The organism is Micromonospora sp. WMMA1923 (genome assembly GCF_049179195.1).
GTDB classification, from domain to species: Bacteria; Actinomycetota; Actinomycetes; order Mycobacteriales; family Micromonosporaceae; genus Micromonospora; species Micromonospora yangpuensis.
On the sequence record NZ_JBMHLZ010000001.1, the window covers coordinates 5420637 to 5441726 of the forward strand.

Genomic DNA, 21090 nt, shown 5'->3' on the forward strand with positions numbered 1-21090 from the left:
AAGAATAGGCAGCGAGGCGGCATCGGCAAGCCGAGCGCTGTGATCCACGTCATGCGGTCGTCGCCCCGGGCAGGCGTACCGGTTGGCGGTGCTGGATGCCCGGCGCTAGCCCGGCCGGACGCAGGGATCGCTGATCGGGTACGACGGGCTGCGGGCGGTACGGCCGTCGGCGGCGGTCGCCCGTACCCGCCAGGTCAGGCCGGTAGCCCGCAACTGTCCCACGGTCACCGACGCGGACGGTCCCGTCACGGTCATCGCCCGGGTCGACGGGGCACCACCGGTTGGCGTGATGCTCAGCTGGGCGTCGCCGAGCGCGGCGCTGCCGGTGACCCGTACCACCAGGAGGTAGCTGTCCGACCCGCAACGGGTGTGCGCATCGGCGGTGACCGTGAACGGAGCGGCCAGTTGCGGCGAGGCGGCCGGCCGGGGCACGGTCGGCGAGGGCACGGTCGGCGAGGGCACGGTCGGCCGGGGCCTGGCCGGCGAGCTGGTCGTGGTCGGTACCGACGGCCCTGCCGGGGTGATCGCCGGATCCGGGCCGGCCGGCCCGTGGTCGGGTGCCGCCGCACCCGCCGCTGTCGAGGCGGCCTGGTTGTCGGTCGTACCGTCGGTGCTGGCCGGCCCGGATCGCGGTACACCATGGGGTGGCGATCCGGACACCGCCGTGCCACCGGGAGCTGTGCCACCCGGACTCGTCAGTGGCAGCGCCTGCGCGCCGGAGGTCCCGACCTGCTCGGCGGCCGGGTGTCCGATGACCAACGCCCAGGTTCCGCCGATGGCCAGGAGCACCAACAGCACAGCGGTCGTGGCCAACCGGCGTCGATGCCGGTCGCGGCCGGTCGGGGCCTGCCGCGCCGACACCGAGGTCACCCGGACCGGGTGGGCCACGGTCCGCCGTGCTTCCGCAGCAGCCTCCGGGACCCCACCCGCCGCCACCGCCGGAGCGGGGGGCCCGTTGGGTGCGCGCCCCGCGTCGACCGGGTCGATCCGGCCGTCCGACGCGTCGGCGTCGGCGTCGGCGTCGGCCTCGGCGTCGGCGTCGGCCTCGGTCTCGGCGTCGGCGTCGGCGTCGGCGTCGGCGTCGGCGTCGGCCTCGGCCTCGGTCTCGGTGTCGGCGTCGGCGTCGGCGTCGGCGTCGGCGTCGGCCTCGGCCTCGGCCTCGGTCTCGGCCTCGGTCTCGGCGTCGGCGTCGGCGTCGGCGTCGACTTGGGCTTGAACCTCGGTGAGCCTCGACCACACCGGGTCCGCGGCGACGAGGAAACCCGGGGCCGTGTACGCGGTCAACAGCGCCGCCGGGTTGAACTGCTCGCGCCGGAGCAGACCGCAGGCGGGGCAGCCGTCGATGTGCCGGGAGACGCGCTTGCGCAGGGTCGGGGTGAAGCGGCCCTGCCAACCGTCGAGAAGATCGGCCAGCACCGGGCAGTCCCCCGCTCCGCTCCGGGCCACGAGCAGCGCGCCGAGGGCCCGTTCGAGCTGCGAGCGGGCCCGGGACAGGCGAGCGTGGGCGTGGTTGGCGGACACCCCGAGGGCCACGCCGATGTCGACGGCGGACAACTCGTGGCGAATCGCCAGATGGACCACCTCGCGGTCGCCGGGGTTGAGGGCGGCCACTGCGGCGTGCACGAGGTCGCGTACCTGGTCGGCGTTGACGCCCGTGCCCGGGTCGGCGGTGTCGGCCACCGGCTCCGCCGCCTCGGCCAACGGCGCGGAGCGGGACCGTTCCCGCAGCTGCCGGAGACACTCGTTGCGCACGATCGTGTACAGCCAGGGGCGCAGCCGGTCAGGGTCGCGGAGCTGACCGATGCGCTGGCTGGCGGTGAGGAAGGCGTCGTGGACGGCGTCCGCGGCGGCCTCCGGCTCACGCAGCAGCACCCGGGCGTACGTGTGGAGCCGGTCGGCGTAGCACCGGTACATGGCTTCCAGGCCGGCCCGGTCGCCCCGGCGAACCGCCTCGACGAGCGTGCGGTCGTTCTGCGCGGCGGCGTCCATCCGTCCCCCAGTCATCCGACTACGGGGTCCAGCAGAACGAAGGAAGACTTTCCTGAGGTCTTTCTGTTGGCATGCCGACCCGCCCGCGCTCCCACCGGTGTCACATCCACCACCGACACCGAGGAGTACCTCATGAATCCGACTCGTTCCGCCCACCGGAAGGGCACAGCCGGGCACCGCTGGCTGGTCGCCACCGTGGTCGCGGTGCTTGCCGGCGGACTCGTCGCCCCCACCACCGCCGACGCCACCGTCGTACCGGCGCCCACCGCGACGCCCGGCAGCACCGTCCCGACCGCGACGCCCGGCAGCACCGTCCCGACCGGGACGCCCGGCAGCACCGTCCCCACCGGGACGCCCGGCAGCACGGTTTCCGGACCGTTGGCCTTCCGGGTCGACCCCGCGCTGTCCGCACCTCGACTGACGGTCGACCCCGTCGGTCGACTCGGCACCGACCGGAAGCTCGGCGTGCTGGCCGGGCCGGACGATTCGCCGGTCGGCCTGGTTCTCGACGAGGTGATGGTGCGGGTCGCCGACCAGACCGAACTGGACGCCTTCCTGGCCCGCTGGGGCGGCCAGGTACTCGACTCGTTCGCTCCGGACGAGCAGGGTCAGGACCACCTGGTACGGGTCGACGTCGGGCGCGCCGACCCGGCCGGGCTGGTCGCCGATCTGCTCGCCGCCGAGCCGGGCCGGTCCGGGGTGTACCGGGTCGGTGACGAGCGGGCGTTGCGGCTGCTCGCGCTGGCCGCCGCCGAATGGCGGTCCGGCACCGAACTGGTCCTCGACTGGCTGGTGGAGCCGGCCGGCATCGTCGACGGCGAGGTGTACGAGTCCGCCGACATCCCGCTGAACGTCTTCGACTGGTCGTTCATGCGGGCCGGCGGCGCGATGGACACCGGGGTCGCACCGGCCTGGCAGTTGCTCGAATCCAAGGGCCGGCTGAGCAAGCAGGTCAAGTATCTCGTCCAGGACGGCGGTTTCCAGTCCAACCTCGACTTTCCGAGCAAGGTTTCCCTGCACAAGGTGGAGTGGGGCAAGCCCAACACCAACGACTGTACGAACGGCACGCCCTGCCCCTTCCACGGCACCGACGTGGTGCTCGCCGGGATGGGTCGGGTCGACAACGGCTACGGCACCGCCGGCCCGGCCGGGCCGGTGGTCGAGGAACTGGTCGCCGTGCGCAACGGCATCGACTACTGGACGGTCCTGCGCCGGTTGGAGAAGGCCGCCGAGGAGACCCACCCGGACGTGGTCAATCTGAGCTTCACCCGCGACGTCGATCTCGGCAAGGCCTGGGCCCGGACCTGGACCGACCGGCGGATGGAGCACGTCCGGGCCACCGGTGCGGTGATCGTCGCGTCCGCCGGCAACAACGGGAAGAACATCGACGGTGACCTGCTCTACGTGCCCTGCGAGAGCACCCACGTGATCTGCGTCGGTGGCATGAACACCGACGCGACGGTGGCTGCCGGGTCGAACTTCGGCACCAACGACCTCACCACCTCGGTGGAGATCTACGGACCGATGTGCGTGCGGACGCTCGCCGACTCCGGCAAGCCGGTAGGTGACGCGACGAAGCGCACCTGCGGCACCAGCGTCGCCGCGCCGTTCGTGGGCGGGGTCGCCGCCCTGGTGCTGGCCGCCGACCCGAGCCTGACCTCGGCGGAGGTCCGGGACATCCTCAACAGCACCGCGCACGTCGGCGGGCTCGGCGCCAAGGTGACCGGCAGCCAACGTCGGATCGACGCCCTCGCCGCGGTCGCCCGGGCGCTGGGGGTCAAGATCGGCAAGCCGACCGTGAGCATCAGTACGCCGAAGACCAAGCAGCAGTTCGGTGTGCACCAGACGGTCGACCTGTGGGGTACGGCCACCGACTTCCTCGGTAAGCAGATCCCGATCACCTGGACCAGCAGCATCGACGGCGTACTGGGTGACACCTCGGTCACCGTCGTGCCCTCGCTGTCGGCCGGAACCCACGTCATCACCGCCAGCGCCACCGACAGCCTGGGGCGTACCGGCTCGGCGGCGGTCACCGTGACGGTGGTGGACAGCCCGACGACCACGGCCATCATCTCGCCGCCGGCCGGACTGACGCTCACCCCGGGCCAGTCGGTCAGCCTGGTCGGTGCCTCCAACGACCCCGACGCCTTCGGACCGGTCCCCGACACCGAGGCGTCCTGGACGGTCCGGCGGGGCGGCACGGTGGTCTTCCAGGCCACCGGTCACCAGGCCCTCCTGCCGGCGGGCACGGTCACGGCGGGGGCGTACACGGTGACGTTCACGGCTGGTGGTACCAGCGCGCAACGAGCCTTCACGGTCACCGCGCTGCTGGCCGGGCAGCATCCGCCGGCTGCCACGATCACCCAGCCGGCGACGCCGCTGCAGCTGACCATGGCCGACGGCAAGCCGAAGTCGGTCACGTTCGCCGGCGCCGGCACCGACGTCGAGGACGGTGCGGTCTCCGGAACCCGCTACCGGTGGACCGCCTACGGCGACGGCGGGGTCAAGAAGGTGCTCTGCCAGGGCAGCGCGGTGCCGACCGACGGCCCGATCGACGACGTGGTCCTGCCAAAGAGCTGCGCCAGCTTCACCGCCCAGCTGGGCCAGTTGGACAGCGGACACACCGGCACCACCTGGTCGGTGTGGCTGGAGGTTTTCGACTCGACGGGCCTGATCGGCGTGGATTCCGTACCGGTCCAGATCCAGGTGGTCACGCCCTGACCGGCCGAACCGAATCGAATCGAATCGAACCGAGGAGAGGAAAAACCATGCGAGACACGTCGAACCGCTGCTGGGCACGTCGGACGGCCGCCGTGGGCGGGGCCGCGCTGAGCGCGGTCGTACTCGGCCAGCTCGCCCTCACCGCACCGGTGGCGGCCGTGCCCGGCCTGGTGGTCAAGACGAGTGTCGGGCCCAGCACCAGCTCCGCCAAGACGCAGAACACCGTCTGCCCGGCGGGCACCAAGGTCATCGGTGGTGGGGCCGTGCTCACCGGGTCGGGTCTCGGCCAGGTCGGCCTGGACATCATGCTGCCGTTGGCCGACGCCAACCTCTACTCGGTGACCGGCCGCGAGGATCCCAACGGGGTGGCCGGCAACTGGGCGGTGACCACCAGCGCGATCTGCGCTCCCGCGCCCACCGGGCTGGAGGTGGTCACCGGTCACTCGGCGACCGATTCGGTCAACCCGAAGTTCCGGGAGGTGTCGTGCCCGATCGGCAAGCGCGCCATCGGCGGCGGCGGCGCCGCTCTGGCGCTCGGCTCCGGCGCCAGCGACGTGCTCCTGGAGGACGTCCGGATCCACCTGAACAGCGTGACGGTGGCGGGCGTCGAGGCGGGCGGCGACTTCGCCGGCAACTGGTCGCTGGACATCGCCGTCATCTGCGCCGACCCGCTCCCGGGCGAGCAGCGGTTGTCCACCGACAGCGCCTTCGGCTCGCTGGCCAGCCAGTCGGTCACCGCGACCTGCCCGGCGGGCACCCGGGTACACGGGGTGGGTGGTGAGGTCGTCGGCGGCGACGGCCAGGTGCGCCTGACCGAGCTGCGGCCCACCTCGTCGACCACGGTGACCGTTCGCGCCGCCGAGGACGAGAACGGCTTCAGCGGCAGCTGGAAGGTGCGCGCGTACGCCGTCTGCGCGACCTGACCGACCTCCGTACCCGTGGTCCCGGGCCGGCTCGTCGGCCCGGGACCACGGCGGGTTCAGGCTTGATCACAGAGTCCGAAACTTTCGATAAACCTCCTCCGAACCCCGATTGGAATGCCCCTGGTTCTGGTGAACCCGTTCCGGGTGACGACCACCAGAACATGCGCGTTCAGCAGGGACGACACCGTGAATCCGGCGACCGGTCACCCGGCAGAGGTTTCGGCAGTTTTTCCGAAACTTGTTGACAACCCGACTCGACGGAGCCAATACTGTCGCCCAATAAGACATCGATTTTTGTCGATGCAATTCATAACGAGGAGGAAGGTTCGTCCATGCCCGAGACCCCCGTCCACTCGAACAACCGCAGGCGCCGACGTCTCAGGTTGCTCCTCGGCGCCGCCTGCGCCGCGATACTGGCCACCACCGGGACCACGGCGATCGTCTCCAGCCCCGCCCACGCCCAGACCGTGACGTCCAACCAGGAGGGCACCCACAACGGGTACTTCTTCTCCTTCTGGAAGGACAGCGGCAACGTCTCCATGACCATGGGCAACGGCGGGCAGTACAGCACCCAGTGGAGCAACGTCAACAACTTCGTCGCCGGCAAGGGCTGGAACCCGGGCACCCGCCGGAACGTGACCTACTCGGGCACCTTCAACCCGAACGGCAACTCCTACCTGACCCTGTACGGCTGGACGCGTAACCCGCTCGTCGAGTACTACATCGTGGACAGCTGGGGCTCCTGGCGGCCCCCGGGCGCCAGCTCGATGGGCACGATCAACACCGACGGCGGCACCTACGACATCTACCGGACCCAGCGGGTGCAGCAGCCCTCGATCGACGGCATCCAGACCTTCTACCAGTACTGGAGCGTCCGCACCTCGAAGCGGGTCGGCGGCACCATCACCACCGGCAACCACTTCGACGCGTGGGCCAGCCGGGGCATGAACCTGGGCAACCACTACTACCAGATCATGGCCACCGAGGGGTACCAGAGCAGCGGTAGCTCCAACATCACGGTCGGCGGCACGACCGGCGGCAACCCCACCAACCCCACCAACCCGCCGCCGGGTGGTGGCTGCTCGGTGAGTGTGAGCCGGGCCGAGGACTGGAGCGACCGGTTCAACACCACCTTCTCGGTGAGCGGCAGCAACAACTGGACCGTCACCATCCGCACCAACGGCGGCCAGAGCGTGCAGAGCAGTTGGAACGCGTCGGTCAGCGGCTCCAGCGGCACCCTCACCGCCCGACCGAACGGCAACGGCAACAACTTCGGCATCACGCTCTACAAGAACGGCAACAACACCACCCCGACCGCGACCTGCTCGGCCAGCTGAGCCGACCCCACCGGTGGGGGTGCCGACCGCGGTCGGCACCCCCACCATCGCTCATCTGGTCACCGGGACGCCTCGCGGACGGTGGGCGGCCCGGTCGGATCGCACACGGGCGTCAACGCACCTCGCGGAACTCGACATGCCGGCGCACGATCGGGTCGTACCGGCGCAGGACCAGGCGGTCCGGGTCGTTGCGCCGGTTCTTGCGGATCACGTAGGTGTAGCCGGTGCCGGCGGTGCTGCGCAGCCGCACGATCGGATGCAGCGCGGTCTGCCGGGCCATCAGACCTTCACCCCCCGGGTACGCAACTCGGCGACCACCCTCTCGATGCCCCTGCGGTCCACGGTCCGCAGCGCCTTGGCGGTCAGGGTCAGCCTGACCCAGCGCCGCTCCGAGGGCAGCCAGTAGCGGTGGCTCTGGTGGACACGGGCACTCCTGGAGGTCGAGCAGGGTCAAGAACCTGTTTATAATGACAATCGTTTTCAACTAAGTCGAGAGGACTGTGATGTCGTCGTCGCCGCTCGCGCCCACCGACACCGGCACCCCGCCGGGCGACACCCGCCCGTCGTTGACCGTGCTCAGCGGTTTCTGGCCGGCTGCGACGTATGCCGTCGCCCGGGCCCTGCTCGCCGCGGACCCGACGCTGATCCTCATCCGGCACGACCTCGCCGACCTCGGCAACGGCACCGTGCACCGGATCGTCCGCGACTCCGGCGGCCGCCTGGAGGACGAGCGGATCACCCTGGCGCACGGCTGCGCCTCCTGCACCCTGCGCGAGGACGTACTGCCCACCCTCGCCCGGTTGGCCCGCGCCCACCCCCGACGGGACCTGGTGCTGATGCTGCCCGAGGTGGTCGAGCCAGAGGCGGTCGCCGCCGTCTGCGCGCACTGCCGGGTCGACGAGGTGCCACTGACCGACCTCGTCCGGATCGACTCGTACCTGACCGTGGTCGACGCCGAACACCTGCTCGACGGCCTGGCCAGCACCGAGGGTCTCAAGGCCCTCGGCATCCAGGCCGCCGACAACGACGACCGGGCACTCGCCGACGTCATCGCCCGGCAGATCGAGTACGCCGACACCCTGGTCCTCTGGGGACGGTCCCGGGACGGGGCGTACGGCCTCGACGGTTCGGCCGTGCTGCTGGAACGGATGGCCCCGTGGGCGACCCAGGTCCGGGTCGACGGCGACGTCGTCGACGCCGACGCGTTGACCCGGCGTCTGCGCGGCACCCACCGGCACCGTCCCGAGACACCCGCGGTGCTGGCCCGGGGACTGGAAGGCCGCAGCCTGGGCCGGCACGAGCCGCAGTCCGACTGCGGGGTGGTCTCGGTGGTCTTCCGCGCCCGCCGGCCGTTCCACCCCCGCCGGCTGCACGACGTGTTGGAGGACGTCAACTCCGACGTCGTCCGCTCCCGTGGGCACCTCTGGTTGGCCAGCCAACCCGAGACGGTCGTCGCCTGGGAGTTCGCCGGTGGCGGCCTCCGGCTCGGTTCCCTCGGCCGCTGGCTGGTCGCCCTGCCCGACGCGCACTGGGACGGGATCTCCGACCATCGGCGGCTCGCCGCCGCTCTCGACTGGGACCCTTACTACGGCGACCGGCACCAACTGCTGGTCTTCGTCGGCATGGACCTCGACCCCGACGCGCTGCACCGTACGCTCGCCGACTGCCTGCTCACCGACGCCGAGCTGGCCGACGGGGAGGACACCTGGCGGCACTACGACGACCCGTTGGCCGGCTGCTTCCCGCTCGCCCACCTCGACCCGAACCGCGCCGGAGACAGCCCGGCCTGACCGGTTCCACTCCGCGTCCGCCGCCGCGCCGGGTATCCGACACCTGGTGGTCCGACCGTCGATCTCCACCGGGTACCCGCACTATCGTGCTGTTCATGAGCAGCGAGGGTGGTTACCGACTGGGCCTGCTCGTCGCGCTCGGCGAGGAGTTCCGGTACGTCCAGGACACCGTCGGCCCGATGTCGTCCTTCGTGGACCAGGGTCGCCAGATGTACCGGTTCACCTTTCCCGGCAGCCGGACCAGGGGCCTCGCGTTGCCGTTGCACGCGATGGGGCCGGTCGCCGCCGCGCTCGGCGCCGACCTGCTGGTCCGGTCGTACGGGGTGTCGGTGGTGGCACTGGTCGGCACCGCCGGCGGGCTCGACCCCGACCTGCGACTGGGTGACGTGGTGATCGCCGCCGAGGTCGACTCCTACCTGTACCGGGCAAAAGCGGTGCCCACCCCCGACGGTACGAGCTTCGCGCTGCGTACGGCCGGCACCTCATGGCGGTTGCGCGGCCAACTGGCCGCCTTCGTAAACAACTTCCCGTTCGGCGAATGGTCCGGTCCGACGTACCGACGGTGGCGCGCCGACCGGGTCGCGGACCATCCCGACGGCGCGGCTGACCCACCGAAGGCGCTGGTGGGGCCGGTCGCCAGCGGTGACCTGGTCGGGGCCGCGGAGCAGTTCACCGCCTGGCTGAGGGGTCGCAACCGGGCGTTCACCGCGCTCGAGTGTGAGGCGGCCGGCGCGGCGGCGGCGGTGGACTGGCACGAGGGGGTCGATCTGCTCGTGCTGCGCGGGGTCTCCGACCACGCCGACCCGGGAAAGGCGGCGCTGGACGCGCAGTCCGACGGGAGCGGGGCTCCCAACGTGTGGCGCCGGTACGCCACCACCAACGCGGTCATGCTGCTCGGCTGTCTGGTGTCCGACCCCGACTTTCCCTGGTCGACGCTGCCGACCAGGGCGCCCTCGGCCGACGCCGGTGTTTCGGGCACCGGGCTGTCACCCGCCGAGGCCGCCGCGATCGGCATCTCCCTGTTGGCGCTCGGCGTGGCGGTGAACGGTTCCCCGGCGCCGGATCCCACCACCACGCCGACGCCGCCGGGACCGGACGTGGGTCCCACCCACCCGGGCCCCGACGGCGGCGGCGAGGACTGGCGGCACGGCACCCGCCGGAGTCCGCCCCGCCACCGCCTCGGCGATCGGGGCGGGCCGGACCAGGAGGGACCCGACGACACCGACGATCCGGACGTCGACGACGGCGACGCCTCGTGACCTCCCCGCACCCGCGGACGAGTGGCTGTGCCGGTCGGCCGGGTCCGGTCAGATGCGACCGGCCAGGGCGGCTGCCTCGGCGCGGAGATCCTCGACCCGGGCCAGCAGGTCCTCAGCGTCGCTGATCCGGGCCAGTCGGGCGGCAGGGGTGAGGGTGGTGGCGTCGGCGAGGTCCCGGCGCGCCCGGTCCGCCTCGTCGTGCAGTTCCCGGATCCCTGCCTCGATGTCCTCCTCCACCATCCGCCCGACCTCCTTCGCGGCGTCGAGGGCCCGGGTCAGCGCAGTTCCCGCGATCTCCTCGCGAACGGTGGCGAGCACCGTACGGGCCTGTTCCCGGGTCCGGGCACGGACCCGGGAGACCTGGTGGATGGCGACGAACGCCACCGCACCGACGACGAACGGCCAGAAGATCGGCGCGGCGATCGTCGCGGCGGTGGCGGCCAGGCCGGTCCCGGCGGCCCCACCGGCGGTTCCGGCGGCCGCCGCAGCGGCCAGGGCACCCGGCAGGATGCCGGCGTGAGCCAGCACGAGGGCACCGGAGGAGGCGATGCCCACCCCGGCCATTCCGCCGAGCGTCGCGTGTTTCAGGTCCTCGACGGACAGGTTGGTGGAGGCTCTGGTGAAGGTCCCGTCACCGAGACGCTCGAAGGTCACGCCGTCATCGTCCGTCTGATGCGCCTGCTGGGCCAGCCCGTCCCGCTCCAGGAGTTCACGCACCCCGGCGGCAGCGGCGGCGATCTTCGTGTCGACCTCGGTGAGCAGTTCGGTGAACACCTGTGCCGGCAGGCCGAGCACCCCTTTCATGGCCTTCTCTATCTCCGTGGGCTTCATGGCGGCGAGTTGCCGGCCGACGTCGGTGTTCAACTCCGCGCACCGCCGGTCGACGATCACTTGGAGCTCGTCCGGGATCCGGGCACAACCCGCGCGGTACCTCCGACGCCACAGGTCACCGCCGTGGGCCACCCAACGGCCGATGGTGGCCCGCCGGTCCTCGAGGATCCGGGCCGCCTCGGCGTCCCCGCTGAGCAGGGCGACGGTCTCCCGGGTCCGGTCGCGGGTCTGCCGTAGCACCAACTCCACCAGTTGCAGTTCGGTACGCTGCCGGACCCGCCGTCGGGCGGCCACCACGTCGTGCTGGAGCACCTCGGTCAACATCTGCAGGCCCGAGGAACGCAGGAGCGTGTCCCGGACCGGACCGGGTGGCTCGTCCTGTGCCAGTAGGGCGTTCCGACTGGACACCGAGATCCCCTTGACGTCCCGGAAGTACGCCACGACCCGGTCGGCTCGTTCCTGGTCACCGAGCAGGGCGCACCACTGCTGCCGGTCGGTGAGGCTGGCGAGATCCGCGTCGAGCGCCGCCTTCGCCTTGAGCGTCTGGTCCCGGTGGGTCTGCACGACGACGCACGTGCCGATCTGCTCACTCGCCTCGGCCAGGAAGAGTCGCTCACTGGCCGAGATGGGCTCCCCGGGCCGGATGACGAAGACGACGGCGTCGGCCTCGGCCAACGCGGTGAGGGTGGCCTGCCGGTGGGTGGCCCGCAGACCACCCACACCTGGCGTGTCGATCAGTTGCAGACCCGACTCCAGGAGGGGAGAGGGCACTTCGAGCACCATCGAGACACACCGCGCTCCTGCCCCGTGCAGGTCCTCCAGCTGTTGCTGGCCGTCCACGGCGAGGTAGGTCCCCAGCGCCGCCACGGTGTTGACCGGCACCGTCTCGATCGTCCCGTCACCACACTGGACGGTGGCCTGCCCGGCGAGCGAGGGCCCGTGTTTGATCAACGTCCACGTCGAGGTGGTGACCGTGCGGTCTGCCGGCAGGACACGCTGCCCGACGAGGGCGTTGACCAGTGTCGACTTGCCACGGGAGACCTCACCGACCACCACCACCGGCAGCGCCGGAGTACGCCGCCGGGCGGTCAACCGCCGCAACGCCGCGACCGCCCGCCCGGACCCCGGGTTCGCCAGCTCGACGGTCCGTTCGGTGATGGCTCGCAGAGACTCGTCCAAGAGTTCCTCCGGCTGACTCATGGCGTCACTCACCTTCCTGGTCGTAGACGGCCACCCGCGCCGGACGCACGACCCGACCGAGGTGGTCGGTGAGGCCGACGGAGAGGGTGACGGCAACGGTGTCGCGATCGACGGCTTCCGGGGCCGGACGGGTCTCGGCCCAGGCATGCCGTTCGGGGTCGAAGACGGTGCCCGGGGCCGGATCCACGAGCCCGATGTCCGGCAGCAGGGCGACCGCCTCGATCAGCCGCCGCCGCAGCTCGACACTGGTCATCGCGGCGACGACGTCGAGCACGGCCGCCGCCACCCGCGCGTCCAGCTCGGGTGACCTGACCGGGCGGACGGGGTCCGGGTCCGTCCCGGCCCCCGGCGCGGGCGGGACGACCGGCGGGGACGGTGGCGGGACCGCCGGGGAGACCGGCCGTTGGTGCGGACCACGGCAATGGCGACGCCAGAGGACCGTCGGCACTGCGGCGAGCAGGAGCACGAGACTGCTCCACAGGGTTTTCACGGTCGGCTCCCGGTCGGCTCGGCACGGGCGGCGTCGGCGACGATCTCGGCCACCCGCCGGACGACGGTCGGACGGCCCGGTCGGGCGGCGATCAACGACCAGCGGTGTGCGATCTCGGGATCGGGGCTCGTGCCGGAGCTGGCGAGCAGGTGTGCCGCCGCCTGTCGCTGCGCCGCCTCGACGCTGCGGCGTAGCGGCGGTGACTCCAGCGCCAGCGCCGCCTCCCGGCGCTCGATCCGACGGAACGGTTGGGCCCGGGTGGTCTCGGCGAGCCCGGACCAGACGACCGCCCCCCGTTCCGGGCCGAGCCGGGCGGCGAACCGACGGAGCCGACCGACGACGGCACAGACGGTCAGCACGTCGGCGTCGGCCGCCAACTCCGCCAGGACGCGCTCCAGCACCGGCACCCGGGACGCCTCGTCCAACCGTTCGAGGATCTTCCGGTGGTCGGCGCCGGCGAGTCCGGGCAGCGCCACGGCCAAGGGCTGGAGCAGGTCGGCGATCTCCGCCAGGGTCTCCGCGTCCGGGCCGTCGGCCGGCAGACCGCTCAGCAACGCCTCCGGTCCGGCAGCCGCCAGGACGGACAGCACCGGGTCTGCGGCGACGGCCGCGATGACGCGCAGGTGCCGGTCGGTGACCGCACCGAGCCGCACCGCCATCGCCAACCGCTGGTTGACCGCCACCACCCGGTCCGGCGAGAGCCCGGTCTGCTCGGACAGGGTCGCCTCGGCCTCCTCCGGGCCGGCCACGGCCAGTTCGTCCAGCTTGCCCACCACGGCGACGACGTTGCCGCCGCCGCCCAGCGGACCTGCGGTCAACGAGGTGTAGCGCCTCAGCTGCCGCCGGGCGCGCTCGGACAGCAGGCCGCCGCGCGTCAGGTACACCAGAGCCGCGACACTGCCGGCGGTCTCGGTGGCGGTGTGCACCAACTCCTCCGTGAGCCGGTCGGCACCGGAGGCGGTGTTCGTGCCGGGGCTGTCGGCCAGCACGATGCGGTCGGCGAGCGGGAACGCTGCGGGCTGGTGCCGGTGGTGGGGGCCGATTGCCGGCGGCACGGGCAGCGCCGGATGGCGGTACCAGGTCACCCCGGCGGTCGTCTCGGGCCGGTCGACGGCCGCCACGAACCGCCTCACCAACGCGTTCACCAGCGTCGACTTGCCGGTCGAAACGTCACCCACCACCGCCACCCGCAGCGGCTCGGCGCACTGCGCCGCCAGGTCCGCGAGAGTCGCCTCACCGCGTAGCTCGGCCCGCCCGGCCAACCGCCGGCACAACTCACCGAGCAGGGCCGAGGCTGGCCCGGGACCGGGCGGCCTCGACCTGTCCGCGGTCACCTCGGGCCGCCCGTCAGGGTCAGGAACCGGACCTCGTTACCGATCGCGACGAAGAAGCGGTCCGGCCAGGCGGTAGGGGTGAGCTGGCTGACCTCACCCGGATCCGGTACGTCCAGGCGGGCGAGTTCCGCACCGGTGCACCCGTCGAGGGCCAGCACCGCGGACTCGGCCGGAGCGACGGTGAGCACCAGCGGGCGGCTGGCGTATGTGCCACAGCAGAGCGCCCCCGTCCCGGCGATCTCCCGGCGGAAGCCTGCCCGGATGGACCGTCCGTCGATCCGGTAGGCGGCCAGCAGGTCGGCCGAGCGCAGGTAGGCCCACCCGTGCCGGGGCTCCACCCGGATCACCGGGTCCTGCGTCGGCAGCTTCTCGGTGGCGAGGGTGTGACCGCTGTCGGGGTCAAGGAGTTCGAGCCGCTCGCCTCCCCAGCGCAGCAGCGCCCCGTCCCGGGCGAGGATCGACAGCCCCACCGTGGGACCGGTCAGATTGAGGCGGTGGTGCAACGACCACCGATTCCCTTTACGGCGGTACACGGCACCCGTGCCCCGCTTCTCGACCGATGCGATCCGGTCACCCCGCACAGCCAGCGCGGTCACCTCCTGGTCACGAAAAAAACCCAGCACCGACGCCGACCGGCCGAGGAAGCCACGGTGCCGCAGGGTCAGCTCCTCGCCGTGCTCCCAGAGCTCGACCAGGCCGTTGTCGCTGCCGCTGACCAGGAGCCGCTGGTCGAGGTCGTAAGCGAGTCGCCAGACCCGGGTGAGGCTGGTGATGTTCCCGACCTTGGCCGCGAGCCGGTTGCCACCGGGCCGGGACAGCCCGATGTCGGCGGCGTCGGTGGTCGGGTAGGCGAAGCCGTCGGCCGTCGGGGTCAGCGGCGGGACTCTGGGGAACTTGTCGAAGTTCACCACCCAGTCGTCGTCGGACCGCAGGACCGGCCGGTGGGCCACCCGGACGGCACCGAGTGCCACGGCGGCGACCCGGGCCGGGCCGCCACCGGGCCCGCCCACCTCGACGAAGCCGGCTCCCAGCCGGCGGGCCAGCGCCGCCACCTCGTCGCGGAAGTACGGCACCCGGGAGGCGGCACCACAGAGCCCGACGGTCCGGACCGGCCGGGTCCGGTGCACCGTCTCCACCGCCTGTGCCGCGGTCTCGACACACTCCTCGACCAGCGGCGCGACGGCCTCGTCGAACTCCTCCCGGCTGATCTCCCGCTCGACGTCACGAAACGCGAAGGTGGCCCGTGGCTCGACGGTGAGCCGGATCTTCACCGCCTGGGCCTCCCGGGTGACATCGTGTGCGGCCTCGGTGCGCAGCTCGACGAAGCGCCGTCTCGCCGCCCCGGTCAGGCCGTCCTCGACCAGGTCGAGCAGGGCCACGTCGAAGTCGTCCCCGCCGACCGCCCGCCCGTCGGCGTGCAGCCGCCCTAGCCGCCCGTCGGAGTCCCGGTCGAGCACGGCCAGGTCGAAGGTGGACGCGCCGAGGTCCAGCATGGCGATCGGCGTCGGCAGCCGGTCGTGGGTGGCGGAGAGCTGCCAGGCCGCCGCCTCCGGCTCACTGACCAGTTCGATGCGGGCCTCGATCCCGCCGAGCCGCGCCGCCTGCCGCAGCGCGGCACGGCGGGCGGCGTCCCAGATCACCGGGTACGTGAGCAGGAGCTGGCCGGGTGGGCCGGACAGGCTCGACTCGACCGCCCGGTACGCGTGCGCCAGCACCGCCGCGACGGCCTCCAACAGTGGCATCGGCCGAGCGCCGCCGACCTCCACCAGCGGGTTGTTAGCGCGTACCACGGTCGCGTGGTTCAGCCGTTGCTTGAGGTCGGTGCGGACCTGGTGCGGCCGGCGGTCCAGGTACGCCAGGGCAGGCCGACCGACCAGCAGCTTCCCACCGCGGTGCCGGTGCACGGCGGTCGGCAGGTGGTTCGTCGCGTCGAAGGCGATCAGCCGGGCGGCGTCCGTGGTCGCGTCGAGTACCGCGGCCTTGGTGGCGGACGCGCCGAAGTCGATCGAGGCGATCACGACAGTCCCCTGTGCTCGGTTCTCCTGTGTGTAGGCAGGCTACGCAAGCCCTCGCCCCCCGATCACCGTCCGTACGGACGAGTTGACCGGACCGATCGTTGCCCGCTACGTGAATGATGGGTGACGCTGTCGGCACGACTCCGGGAGGTCACGTGACCAGTGAGATCACCACGGGCGGACTGCTGCTCGCGGAGTACGCGCAGATCAAGGAGGAACAGCGCAACCGGATCGGATTCCGGGACAATCTCATCTACGCCACGCTCGCCTCGATGGCCGCGGTCGTCGCCGCCGTGCTGTCCAGCCAGGACAGGGCGAACCTTCTTCTCCTGCTGCCGGCGGTCACCGTGGTGCTGGGCTGGACGTATCTGGTCAACGACGAGAAGATCTCCGCGATCGGCCGGTACGTCCGCACCGACCTCGGGCCACGGCTGGTCGCCCTCACCCCCGACGGCCAACCGGCCTTCGGCTGGGAGGTGGCGCATCGCAGTGACCCCAGGCGCAGCTCACGCAAGTACCTCCAGCTCGCCGTGGACCTGGGCACCTTCGTCCTGCCTCCGTTGGCCGCCCTGGTCGTGTACTGGGTCAACGGCCCCTACGACGTCGCCTTCGTCACGGTCTCGCTCGCCGAACTGGGCACGGTCGGCGTGCTGGCCTGGCAGCTGGTGCGCTACGCCGACCTCGCCACCGGCCCGACGACCTGAGCCACCGCTCCGCCGGGCGTTCCCGAAGTCCGCGCGGCGGGCCGGTCAGGCGAGCAGCGTACGCAGGATGCGGGCGAGCTGTTCCCGGTCGGCCGGCGGCAGGTCCCCGAAGAGATCGTCGGCGGCGGCCCGGCGGGCGGCGTACATGGCGGCACCGGCGCGGGTGCCCTCCTCGGTCGGCGTGACCAGGGTGGCGCGCCGGTCCGTCGGGTCGGCCTGCCGCCGCACCAGACCCCGGGCCTGCAGGTCGTCGACGACCTCGGTGGCCGAGCGGGGGGCGATCCGCAGGTGCTCGGCGATCGCACTGAGCCGCAGCGGACCGTGCCGGTTGAGCACGCCGAGCGCCCGGGACTGGGCGGGCGTGACGTCCCACGGCGCGAGCGCCTGACGGGTGCGGTGGCGCAGCCGTCGGGTCACCGCCCAGAACGCCTCGGCGAGGCCGTCCTCGGGCTGGTGCGGGTCCGTGGTCACGGGGACCGGCGGGTCTTCGGGCACGGGAACAACCTACCAGGAGAAGGTGTTGTTCCCTCATGTTGAGGTAACCTCAGCATTAGTCGAAGGTAAGGGAGCATCCCTTGGAACCCGTCCCCTCCGGCCGCGACCGCGGCTCCCACAAGCCCGGCCGCGACCACAAGCCCGGCCGCGACCGCGGCTCCCACGAGCTCAGCGCCGAGGAGCAGGCGCAGGCCCGCCAGGTGTCCCTGCGTCGCATCGGCGGACTCTTCGCCCGGCACCGGGGCGCGCTCGCCACCGTCACCGCGATCATCGTGGCCTCCTCGGTGCTCGCCACGGCCACGCCCTTCCTGCTCCGCGCGGTGATCGACCGGGCCCTGCCCGAACGCGACCTGCCGCTGCTGGCCTGGCTGGTGGCCGGCCTGGTCGTGGTCGCCGCCGTCACCTCCGTGCTGGGCGTGGCGCAGACCTGGATCTCCACCCGGGTGGGCCAGCAGGTCATGCACCGGCTGCGCACCGACGTCTTCACCCACCTGCAGCGACAGTCACTGGCGTTCTTCACCCGGACCCGCACCGGCGAGGTCCAGTCCCGGATCACCAACGACATCGGTGGCATGCAGTCGGTGGTCACCTCGACCGCCACCTCGATCGCGGCCAACCTGACCACCGTGATCGCCACCGGGGTGGCCATGCTCGCCCTGTCCTGGCGACTGTCGCTGGTCTCCCTCGTCGTGCTGCCACCGGCCATCTGGCTGACCCGCCGGGTCGCCCAGCTCCGTCGGGAGATCACCGCGCGGCGGCAACGTGAACTCGCCGACCTCAACGTCACGGTCGAGGAAGGGCTCTCGGTCAGCGGCGTACACCTGGCCAAGACCCTCGGCACCGGCCCCGCCCTGGCCGCGCGCTTCACCGCCTCCTCGGCCCGCCTGGTCGACCTGGAGCTGCGCTCCGAGCTCGCCGGCCGCTGGCGGATGGCCACGATGAGCGTCGTCTTCGCCGCCATTCCGGCGGTGATCTACCTCAGCGCCGGACTGCCCGGCACCGCCGGGACGCTCAGCATCGGCACCCTGGTCGCCTTCACCGCGTTGCAGGGCGGGTTGTTCCGGCCGCTGACCGGGCTGCTCAACGTGGCCGTCTCGGTCACCGCCTCGCTGGCGCTCTTCGCCCGGATCTTCGAGTACCTGGACCTGCCGGTCGAGGTGGCCGACCCGGCCGAGCCGGTCGAGATCGACAGGCGCCGGGTCCGGGGCGAGCTACGCCTGACCGACGTCACCTTCCACTACCCGGGCAGTGACACCGCCGCCGTAGCCGGGATCAATCTCGACGTCCCCGCCGGCACCAGCCTGGCCCTGGTCGGCGAGACCGGGTCCGGCAAGAGCACCCTGGCCGCGCTGCTGAGCCGGCTCCACGACCCGACCAGCGGCCGGATCACCGTCGACGGCGTCGACCTGCGCCAGCTGCGCCTGGCTGATCTCGCCGCCATCGTCGGGGTGGTCAGCCAGGAGACGTACCTGCTGCACACCACGGTCCGGGAGAACCTGCGCTACGCCCGTCCGGACGCCACCGACGCCGAGATCGAGGCCGCCGCCCGCGCCGCCCAGATCCACGACCTGATCGCCGGCCTGCCCGACGGGTACGACACGGTGGTCGGGTCGCGGGGGCACCGCTTCTCCGGCGGCGAGAAGCAGCGCCTGGCGATTGCCCGGACGCTGCTGCGCGACCCGCGGGTGCTGATCCTCGACGAGGCCACCAGCGCCCTGGACACCGAGACCGAGCGCGCCGTGCAACGGGCGTTCGACGAGGTGGCCCGGGGTCGTACCACCATCACCATCGCCCATCGGCTGGCCACCGTGCGCGACGCCGACCGGATCGCGGTGCTCGACCACGGGCGGATCGTGGAGTCCGGCGACCACGCCGACCTGCTGGCGCGGGCCGGCCGCTACGCCGCCCTCGCCGCCTGACAGCCCCGCTCCGGCGGCGCTCCGCGCACCGTCCCGGACCGGCCGATCCGGCCGGATGCGTTCGTGGTGGCCGGCACCAGGGGCAGGAGCAGCGGCAGGACGTCGGCTGCGACGTACGACGCATTGACACGCCCTGTCGTCGCTGGCCAGACTGACGGCACAACTCCACAAGCGCGTACGTGCGGGGGAAGTCCGGTCTGAGTCCGGCGCTGGCCCGCAACGGTAGGCCGTCGAGGTGATCCACTTTTGACGGCGAGCCCGAATACCCGCCGTACGCGTGAATTCGTTCCCCCACCCGTCGTGGCCCACGGGTCGGAGTCCCGGTCCTCCGCGTCACGACGGTCGTCCGGGTTTCTGACGACCGCCGGGCCGGAAAGGCGCTTCCGATGGTCGTCCGCCTGAGCCGGCACCACCTGCTCGTCCTCCTCTGCGGTCTGCTCGCCGCCCTCACCCTCACCACCCCCGCGCTCGCCGCGCCCGCGCCCGCCGGCCCGGTGCCGACGGGCCCGACCCGCGCCGAGGCCGCCGCCGGTTGGCTGGCCCGTCAACTCGTCGATGGCGAACGCCTCGAAGTGGTCTTCGACGGCGTCGCCTACCCCGACCAGGGGCTCACCCTCGACGCGGTCCTCGCCTTCGCCGCCGCCGGCGTCGCCGACGACTTCGGTGCGTCGGCACTGGCCTGGGTCACCCGGCCGGACATCCGCGACGGTTACGTCGGCGACGGCAGCACCGAGGCGTACGCCGGGGCCACCGCGAAGCTCGCCCTCGCCGTCGCGGTACGCGGCGCGGATCCGACCGATGTGGGCGGGGTCGACCTGACCGCCCGGCTGCGTTCGCTGCAGTCGACCGACGGCCGGTTCACCGACCGGTCGGCGTTCGGTGACTACAGCAACGCCTTCAGCCAGTCCCTGGCGATCCTCGCCCTGCACCGCACCGCGCCGGGGGTGCCTCCGGCGGCGGCGTCCTGGCTGGCCGGCACCCGGTGCGCCGACGGCGGCTATCCGCTGCTGCCCGCCCAGCCGGTCTGTACCTCCGACGTGGACGCCACCGCGCTCGCGGTGCAGGCGCTGCGGGCCGCCGGCCGCCCGGCCGACGCCGCCGCCGGGCTGCGCTGGCTGGTCTCCGTGCAGGGCACCGACGGTGGCTTCGGCAACGCCAACAGCACCGGTCTCGCCGCGCAGGCGCTACGCGCCGGCGGCCGGCCGCTGGCCTGGGCTCGGGCCCGCACCTTCCTCACCGGACTCCAGGTGGGCTGCGCCGGTGCGCCGGCCGACCGGGGCGCGGTCGACTTCGACGGCGGCACCTTCGATCCGCAGACCGCCGTCCGCGCGACCGCACAGGCCGTCCTCGGCCTGACCGGCACCGGGTACGCCCAGCTCACGGCCACCGGGACGACCGCCGGGGCACCGGTGACCTCCTGCCCCTGAGCGGCCCCGGTGCGCCACCCGTCCGGTCCCCGCTCGTCCCAGCTCAGCTCGCCGTGCCCCAGCTCCCCTCACCTCAGCTCGTCTCACCTCGGCTCGTCCGACCACAGGAGGACGTCATGTTCCGTCACCGTTGCGCCATCCGCCGCCGGCTCGCCGGGCTGCTGGCCGCCGCCGTCGCCGCCGTCGCACTGACCGCGGTCGAACCCGCACCCCGGGCGGCGCACGCCGCCGCCTGCACCGGCACCACCGGAGTGACCGTGGTCGTCGACTTCGCCGCCCTCGGCGGGGGCGTCCAGGTCGCCTGCGCCCTCGGCGATCCGGCCACCGGGGTGGCCGCCCTGCAGGGCGCGGGCTTCACCGTCACCGGCACCTCGCGCTGGGGGCTGGCCTTCGTCTGCCGGATCAACGGCAAGCCCACCGCCGCGACCGACCCGTGCGTCAACACCCCGCCCGCCACGGCGTACTGGTCGTACTGGCACGCCTCCGGCAGCGGCGCGGCCTGGTCGTACAGCACCTCCGGCGCGTCCAGCTACAACCCCGCGCCGGGCAGCGTCGAGGGCTGGTCCTTCGGCGCGGGCGCCGCACCGAGCATCACCGCTCCCTGACCTGCCGCCCCGGGGTGGACCGGGCGTCGACCGACCACACTGCGAAAGGCA

General features: G+C 72.5%; 16 protein-coding genes, 1 pseudogene and 1 riboswitch. Of the genes and pseudogenes, 9 read left to right on the forward strand and 8 right to left on the reverse strand.

Going from position 1 to position 21090, the window contains the following annotated elements; translation table 11 throughout:
* Positions 1-105: 105 nt before the first annotated feature.
* Positions 106-2004 carry a sigma-70 family RNA polymerase sigma factor gene (locus tag ACN28G_RS24640; protein WP_421480425.1) on the reverse strand — a complete coding sequence of 633 codons (1899 nt, stop codon included), beginning with the start codon at positions 2002-2004 and terminating at the stop codon, positions 106-108.
* Positions 2005-2121: 117 nt separating this feature from the next.
* Between ACN28G_RS24640 and ACN28G_RS24645 the strand changes: the two genes are divergently transcribed.
* From ACN28G_RS24645 to ACN28G_RS24655, 3 genes are all read left to right on the forward strand, one after another.
* A complete protein-coding gene (locus ACN28G_RS24645) occupies positions 2122-4710 on the forward strand; it encodes a S8 family serine peptidase (protein WP_421480426.1) in 2589 nt (862 codons plus the stop codon).
* A 47-nt stretch (positions 4711-4757) separates the two neighbouring features.
* On the forward strand, positions 4758-5633 hold the full coding sequence (locus ACN28G_RS24650) for a hypothetical protein (protein ID WP_139135798.1): 876 nt from the start codon (positions 4758-4760) through the stop codon (positions 5631-5633).
* A 332-nt stretch (positions 5634-5965) separates the two neighbouring features.
* Positions 5966-6970: a glycoside hydrolase family 11 protein gene (locus ACN28G_RS24655; protein ID WP_091445332.1), complete on the forward strand. Its 1005-nt coding sequence runs from the start codon at positions 5966-5968 to the stop codon at positions 6968-6970.
* A gap of 112 nt (positions 6971-7082) precedes the next feature.
* Here ACN28G_RS24655 and rpmG read toward each other — a convergent pair whose 3' ends face one another.
* Positions 7083-7250, reverse strand: coding sequence for a 50S ribosomal protein L33 (gene rpmG, locus ACN28G_RS24660; protein ID WP_091445329.1), 168 nt, complete (start codon positions 7248-7250; stop codon positions 7083-7085).
* Positions 7250-7387: pseudogene (locus tag ACN28G_RS24665) on the reverse strand (large ribosomal subunit protein bL28); the annotation flags it as partial. The pseudogene ACN28G_RS24665 and the gene rpmG, both read right to left, overlap by 1 nt.
* An 86-nt stretch (positions 7388-7473) precedes the next feature.
* Between ACN28G_RS24665 and ACN28G_RS24670 the strand changes: the two are divergent.
* Both ACN28G_RS24670 and ACN28G_RS24675 read left to right on the forward strand, forming a co-directional pair.
* Positions 7474-8760, forward strand: coding sequence for a CobW family GTP-binding protein (locus tag ACN28G_RS24670; RefSeq protein ID WP_091445327.1), 1287 nt, complete (start codon positions 7474-7476; stop codon positions 8758-8760).
* 95 nt (positions 8761-8855) lie between these two features.
* Positions 8856-10019: a 5'-methylthioadenosine/S-adenosylhomocysteine nucleosidase gene (locus tag ACN28G_RS24675; protein WP_139135797.1), complete on the forward strand. Its 1164-nt coding sequence runs from the start codon at positions 8856-8858 to the stop codon at positions 10017-10019.
* Between the two features lie 48 nt (positions 10020-10067).
* Here the strand turns inward: ACN28G_RS24675 and ACN28G_RS24680 are convergent, their stop codons facing one another.
* Genes ACN28G_RS24680 through ACN28G_RS24695 form a run of 4 tightly spaced genes read right to left on the reverse strand, consistent with a single transcriptional unit; the run spans position 10068 to position 15892 of the window.
* Positions 10068-12050, reverse strand: coding sequence for a dynamin family protein (locus ACN28G_RS24680; protein WP_175440698.1), 1983 nt, complete (start codon positions 12048-12050; stop codon positions 10068-10070).
* 4 nt (positions 12051-12054) lie between these two features.
* Positions 12055-12540 (reverse strand): hypothetical protein, encoded by a 486-nt coding sequence (locus ACN28G_RS24685; protein ID WP_421480427.1) that lies wholly within the window; start codon positions 12538-12540, stop codon positions 12055-12057.
* Positions 12537-13874 (reverse strand): GTPase, encoded by a 1338-nt coding sequence (locus tag ACN28G_RS24690; RefSeq protein ID WP_421480428.1) that lies wholly within the window; start codon positions 13872-13874, stop codon positions 12537-12539. Before ACN28G_RS24690 ends, ACN28G_RS24685 begins: the two co-directional genes overlap by 4 nt.
* Positions 13871-15892, reverse strand: a complete 2022-nt coding sequence (locus tag ACN28G_RS24695) for an Hsp70 family protein (RefSeq protein ID WP_421480429.1) — start codon at positions 15890-15892, stop codon at positions 13871-13873. Before ACN28G_RS24695 ends, ACN28G_RS24690 begins: the two co-directional genes overlap by 4 nt.
* 152 nt (positions 15893-16044) lie before the next feature.
* On the opposite strand from ACN28G_RS24695, the gene ACN28G_RS24700 reads away from it, so the two are divergent.
* Positions 16045-16593, forward strand: coding sequence for a hypothetical protein (locus ACN28G_RS24700; RefSeq protein WP_421480430.1), 549 nt, complete (start codon positions 16045-16047; stop codon positions 16591-16593).
* A 45-nt stretch (positions 16594-16638) separates the two neighbouring features.
* Here the strand turns inward: ACN28G_RS24700 and ACN28G_RS24705 are convergent, their stop codons facing one another.
* Positions 16639-17088 carry a MarR family winged helix-turn-helix transcriptional regulator gene (locus ACN28G_RS24705; protein ID WP_229688250.1) on the reverse strand — a complete coding sequence of 150 codons (450 nt, stop codon included), beginning with the start codon at positions 17086-17088 and terminating at the stop codon, positions 16639-16641.
* A 200-nt stretch (positions 17089-17288) separates the two neighbouring features.
* Between ACN28G_RS24705 and ACN28G_RS24710 the strand changes: the two genes are divergently transcribed.
* From ACN28G_RS24710 to ACN28G_RS24720, 3 genes are all read left to right on the forward strand, one after another.
* Positions 17289-19007 carry an ABC transporter ATP-binding protein gene (locus ACN28G_RS24710; RefSeq protein ID WP_421480968.1) on the forward strand — a complete coding sequence of 573 codons (1719 nt, stop codon included), beginning with the start codon at positions 17289-17291 and terminating at the stop codon, positions 19005-19007.
* Between the two features lie 138 nt (positions 19008-19145).
* Positions 19146-19295: riboswitch (cobalamin riboswitch) on the forward strand.
* A gap of 98 nt (positions 19296-19393) precedes the next feature.
* Positions 19394-20434, forward strand: coding sequence for a peptidase (locus tag ACN28G_RS24715; protein ID WP_421480431.1), 1041 nt, complete (start codon positions 19394-19396; stop codon positions 20432-20434).
* Positions 20435-20550: 116 nt separating this feature from the next.
* Positions 20551-21039: a hypothetical protein gene (locus ACN28G_RS24720; protein ID WP_091445350.1), complete on the forward strand. Its 489-nt coding sequence runs from the start codon at positions 20551-20553 to the stop codon at positions 21037-21039.
* Positions 21040-21090 lie beyond the last annotated feature (51 nt).

What these genes read in the sequence shown, in the direction of transcription:
- ACN28G_RS24715 (WP_421480431.1), top strand. Translation starts at nt 19,394, where the DNA reads ATGGTCGTCCGCCTGAGCCGGCACCACCTGCTCGTCCTCCTCTGCGGT.
- ACN28G_RS24680 (WP_175440698.1), bottom strand. Translation starts at nt 12,050, where the DNA reads ATGAGTCAGCCGGAGGAACTCTTGGACGAGTCTCTGCGAGCCATCACC.
- ACN28G_RS24670 (WP_091445327.1), top strand. Translation starts at nt 7,474, where the DNA reads ATGTCGTCGTCGCCGCTCGCGCCCACCGACACCGGCACCCCGCCGGGC.
- ACN28G_RS24650 (WP_139135798.1), top strand. Translation starts at nt 4,758, where the DNA reads ATGCGAGACACGTCGAACCGCTGCTGGGCACGTCGGACGGCCGCCGTG.
- ACN28G_RS24675 (WP_139135797.1), top strand. Translation starts at nt 8,856, where the DNA reads ATGAGCAGCGAGGGTGGTTACCGACTGGGCCTGCTCGTCGCGCTCGGC.
- rpmG (WP_091445329.1), bottom strand. Translation starts at nt 7,250, where the DNA reads ATGGCCCGGCAGACCGCGCTGCATCCGATCGTGCGGCTGCGCAGCACC.
- ACN28G_RS24645 (WP_421480426.1), top strand. Translation starts at nt 2,122, where the DNA reads ATGAATCCGACTCGTTCCGCCCACCGGAAGGGCACAGCCGGGCACCGC.
- ACN28G_RS24655 (WP_091445332.1), top strand. Translation starts at nt 5,966, where the DNA reads ATGCCCGAGACCCCCGTCCACTCGAACAACCGCAGGCGCCGACGTCTC.
- ACN28G_RS24720 (WP_091445350.1), top strand. Translation starts at nt 20,551, where the DNA reads ATGTTCCGTCACCGTTGCGCCATCCGCCGCCGGCTCGCCGGGCTGCTG.
- ACN28G_RS24640 (WP_421480425.1), bottom strand. Translation starts at nt 2,004, where the DNA reads ATGACTGGGGGACGGATGGACGCCGCCGCGCAGAACGACCGCACGCTC.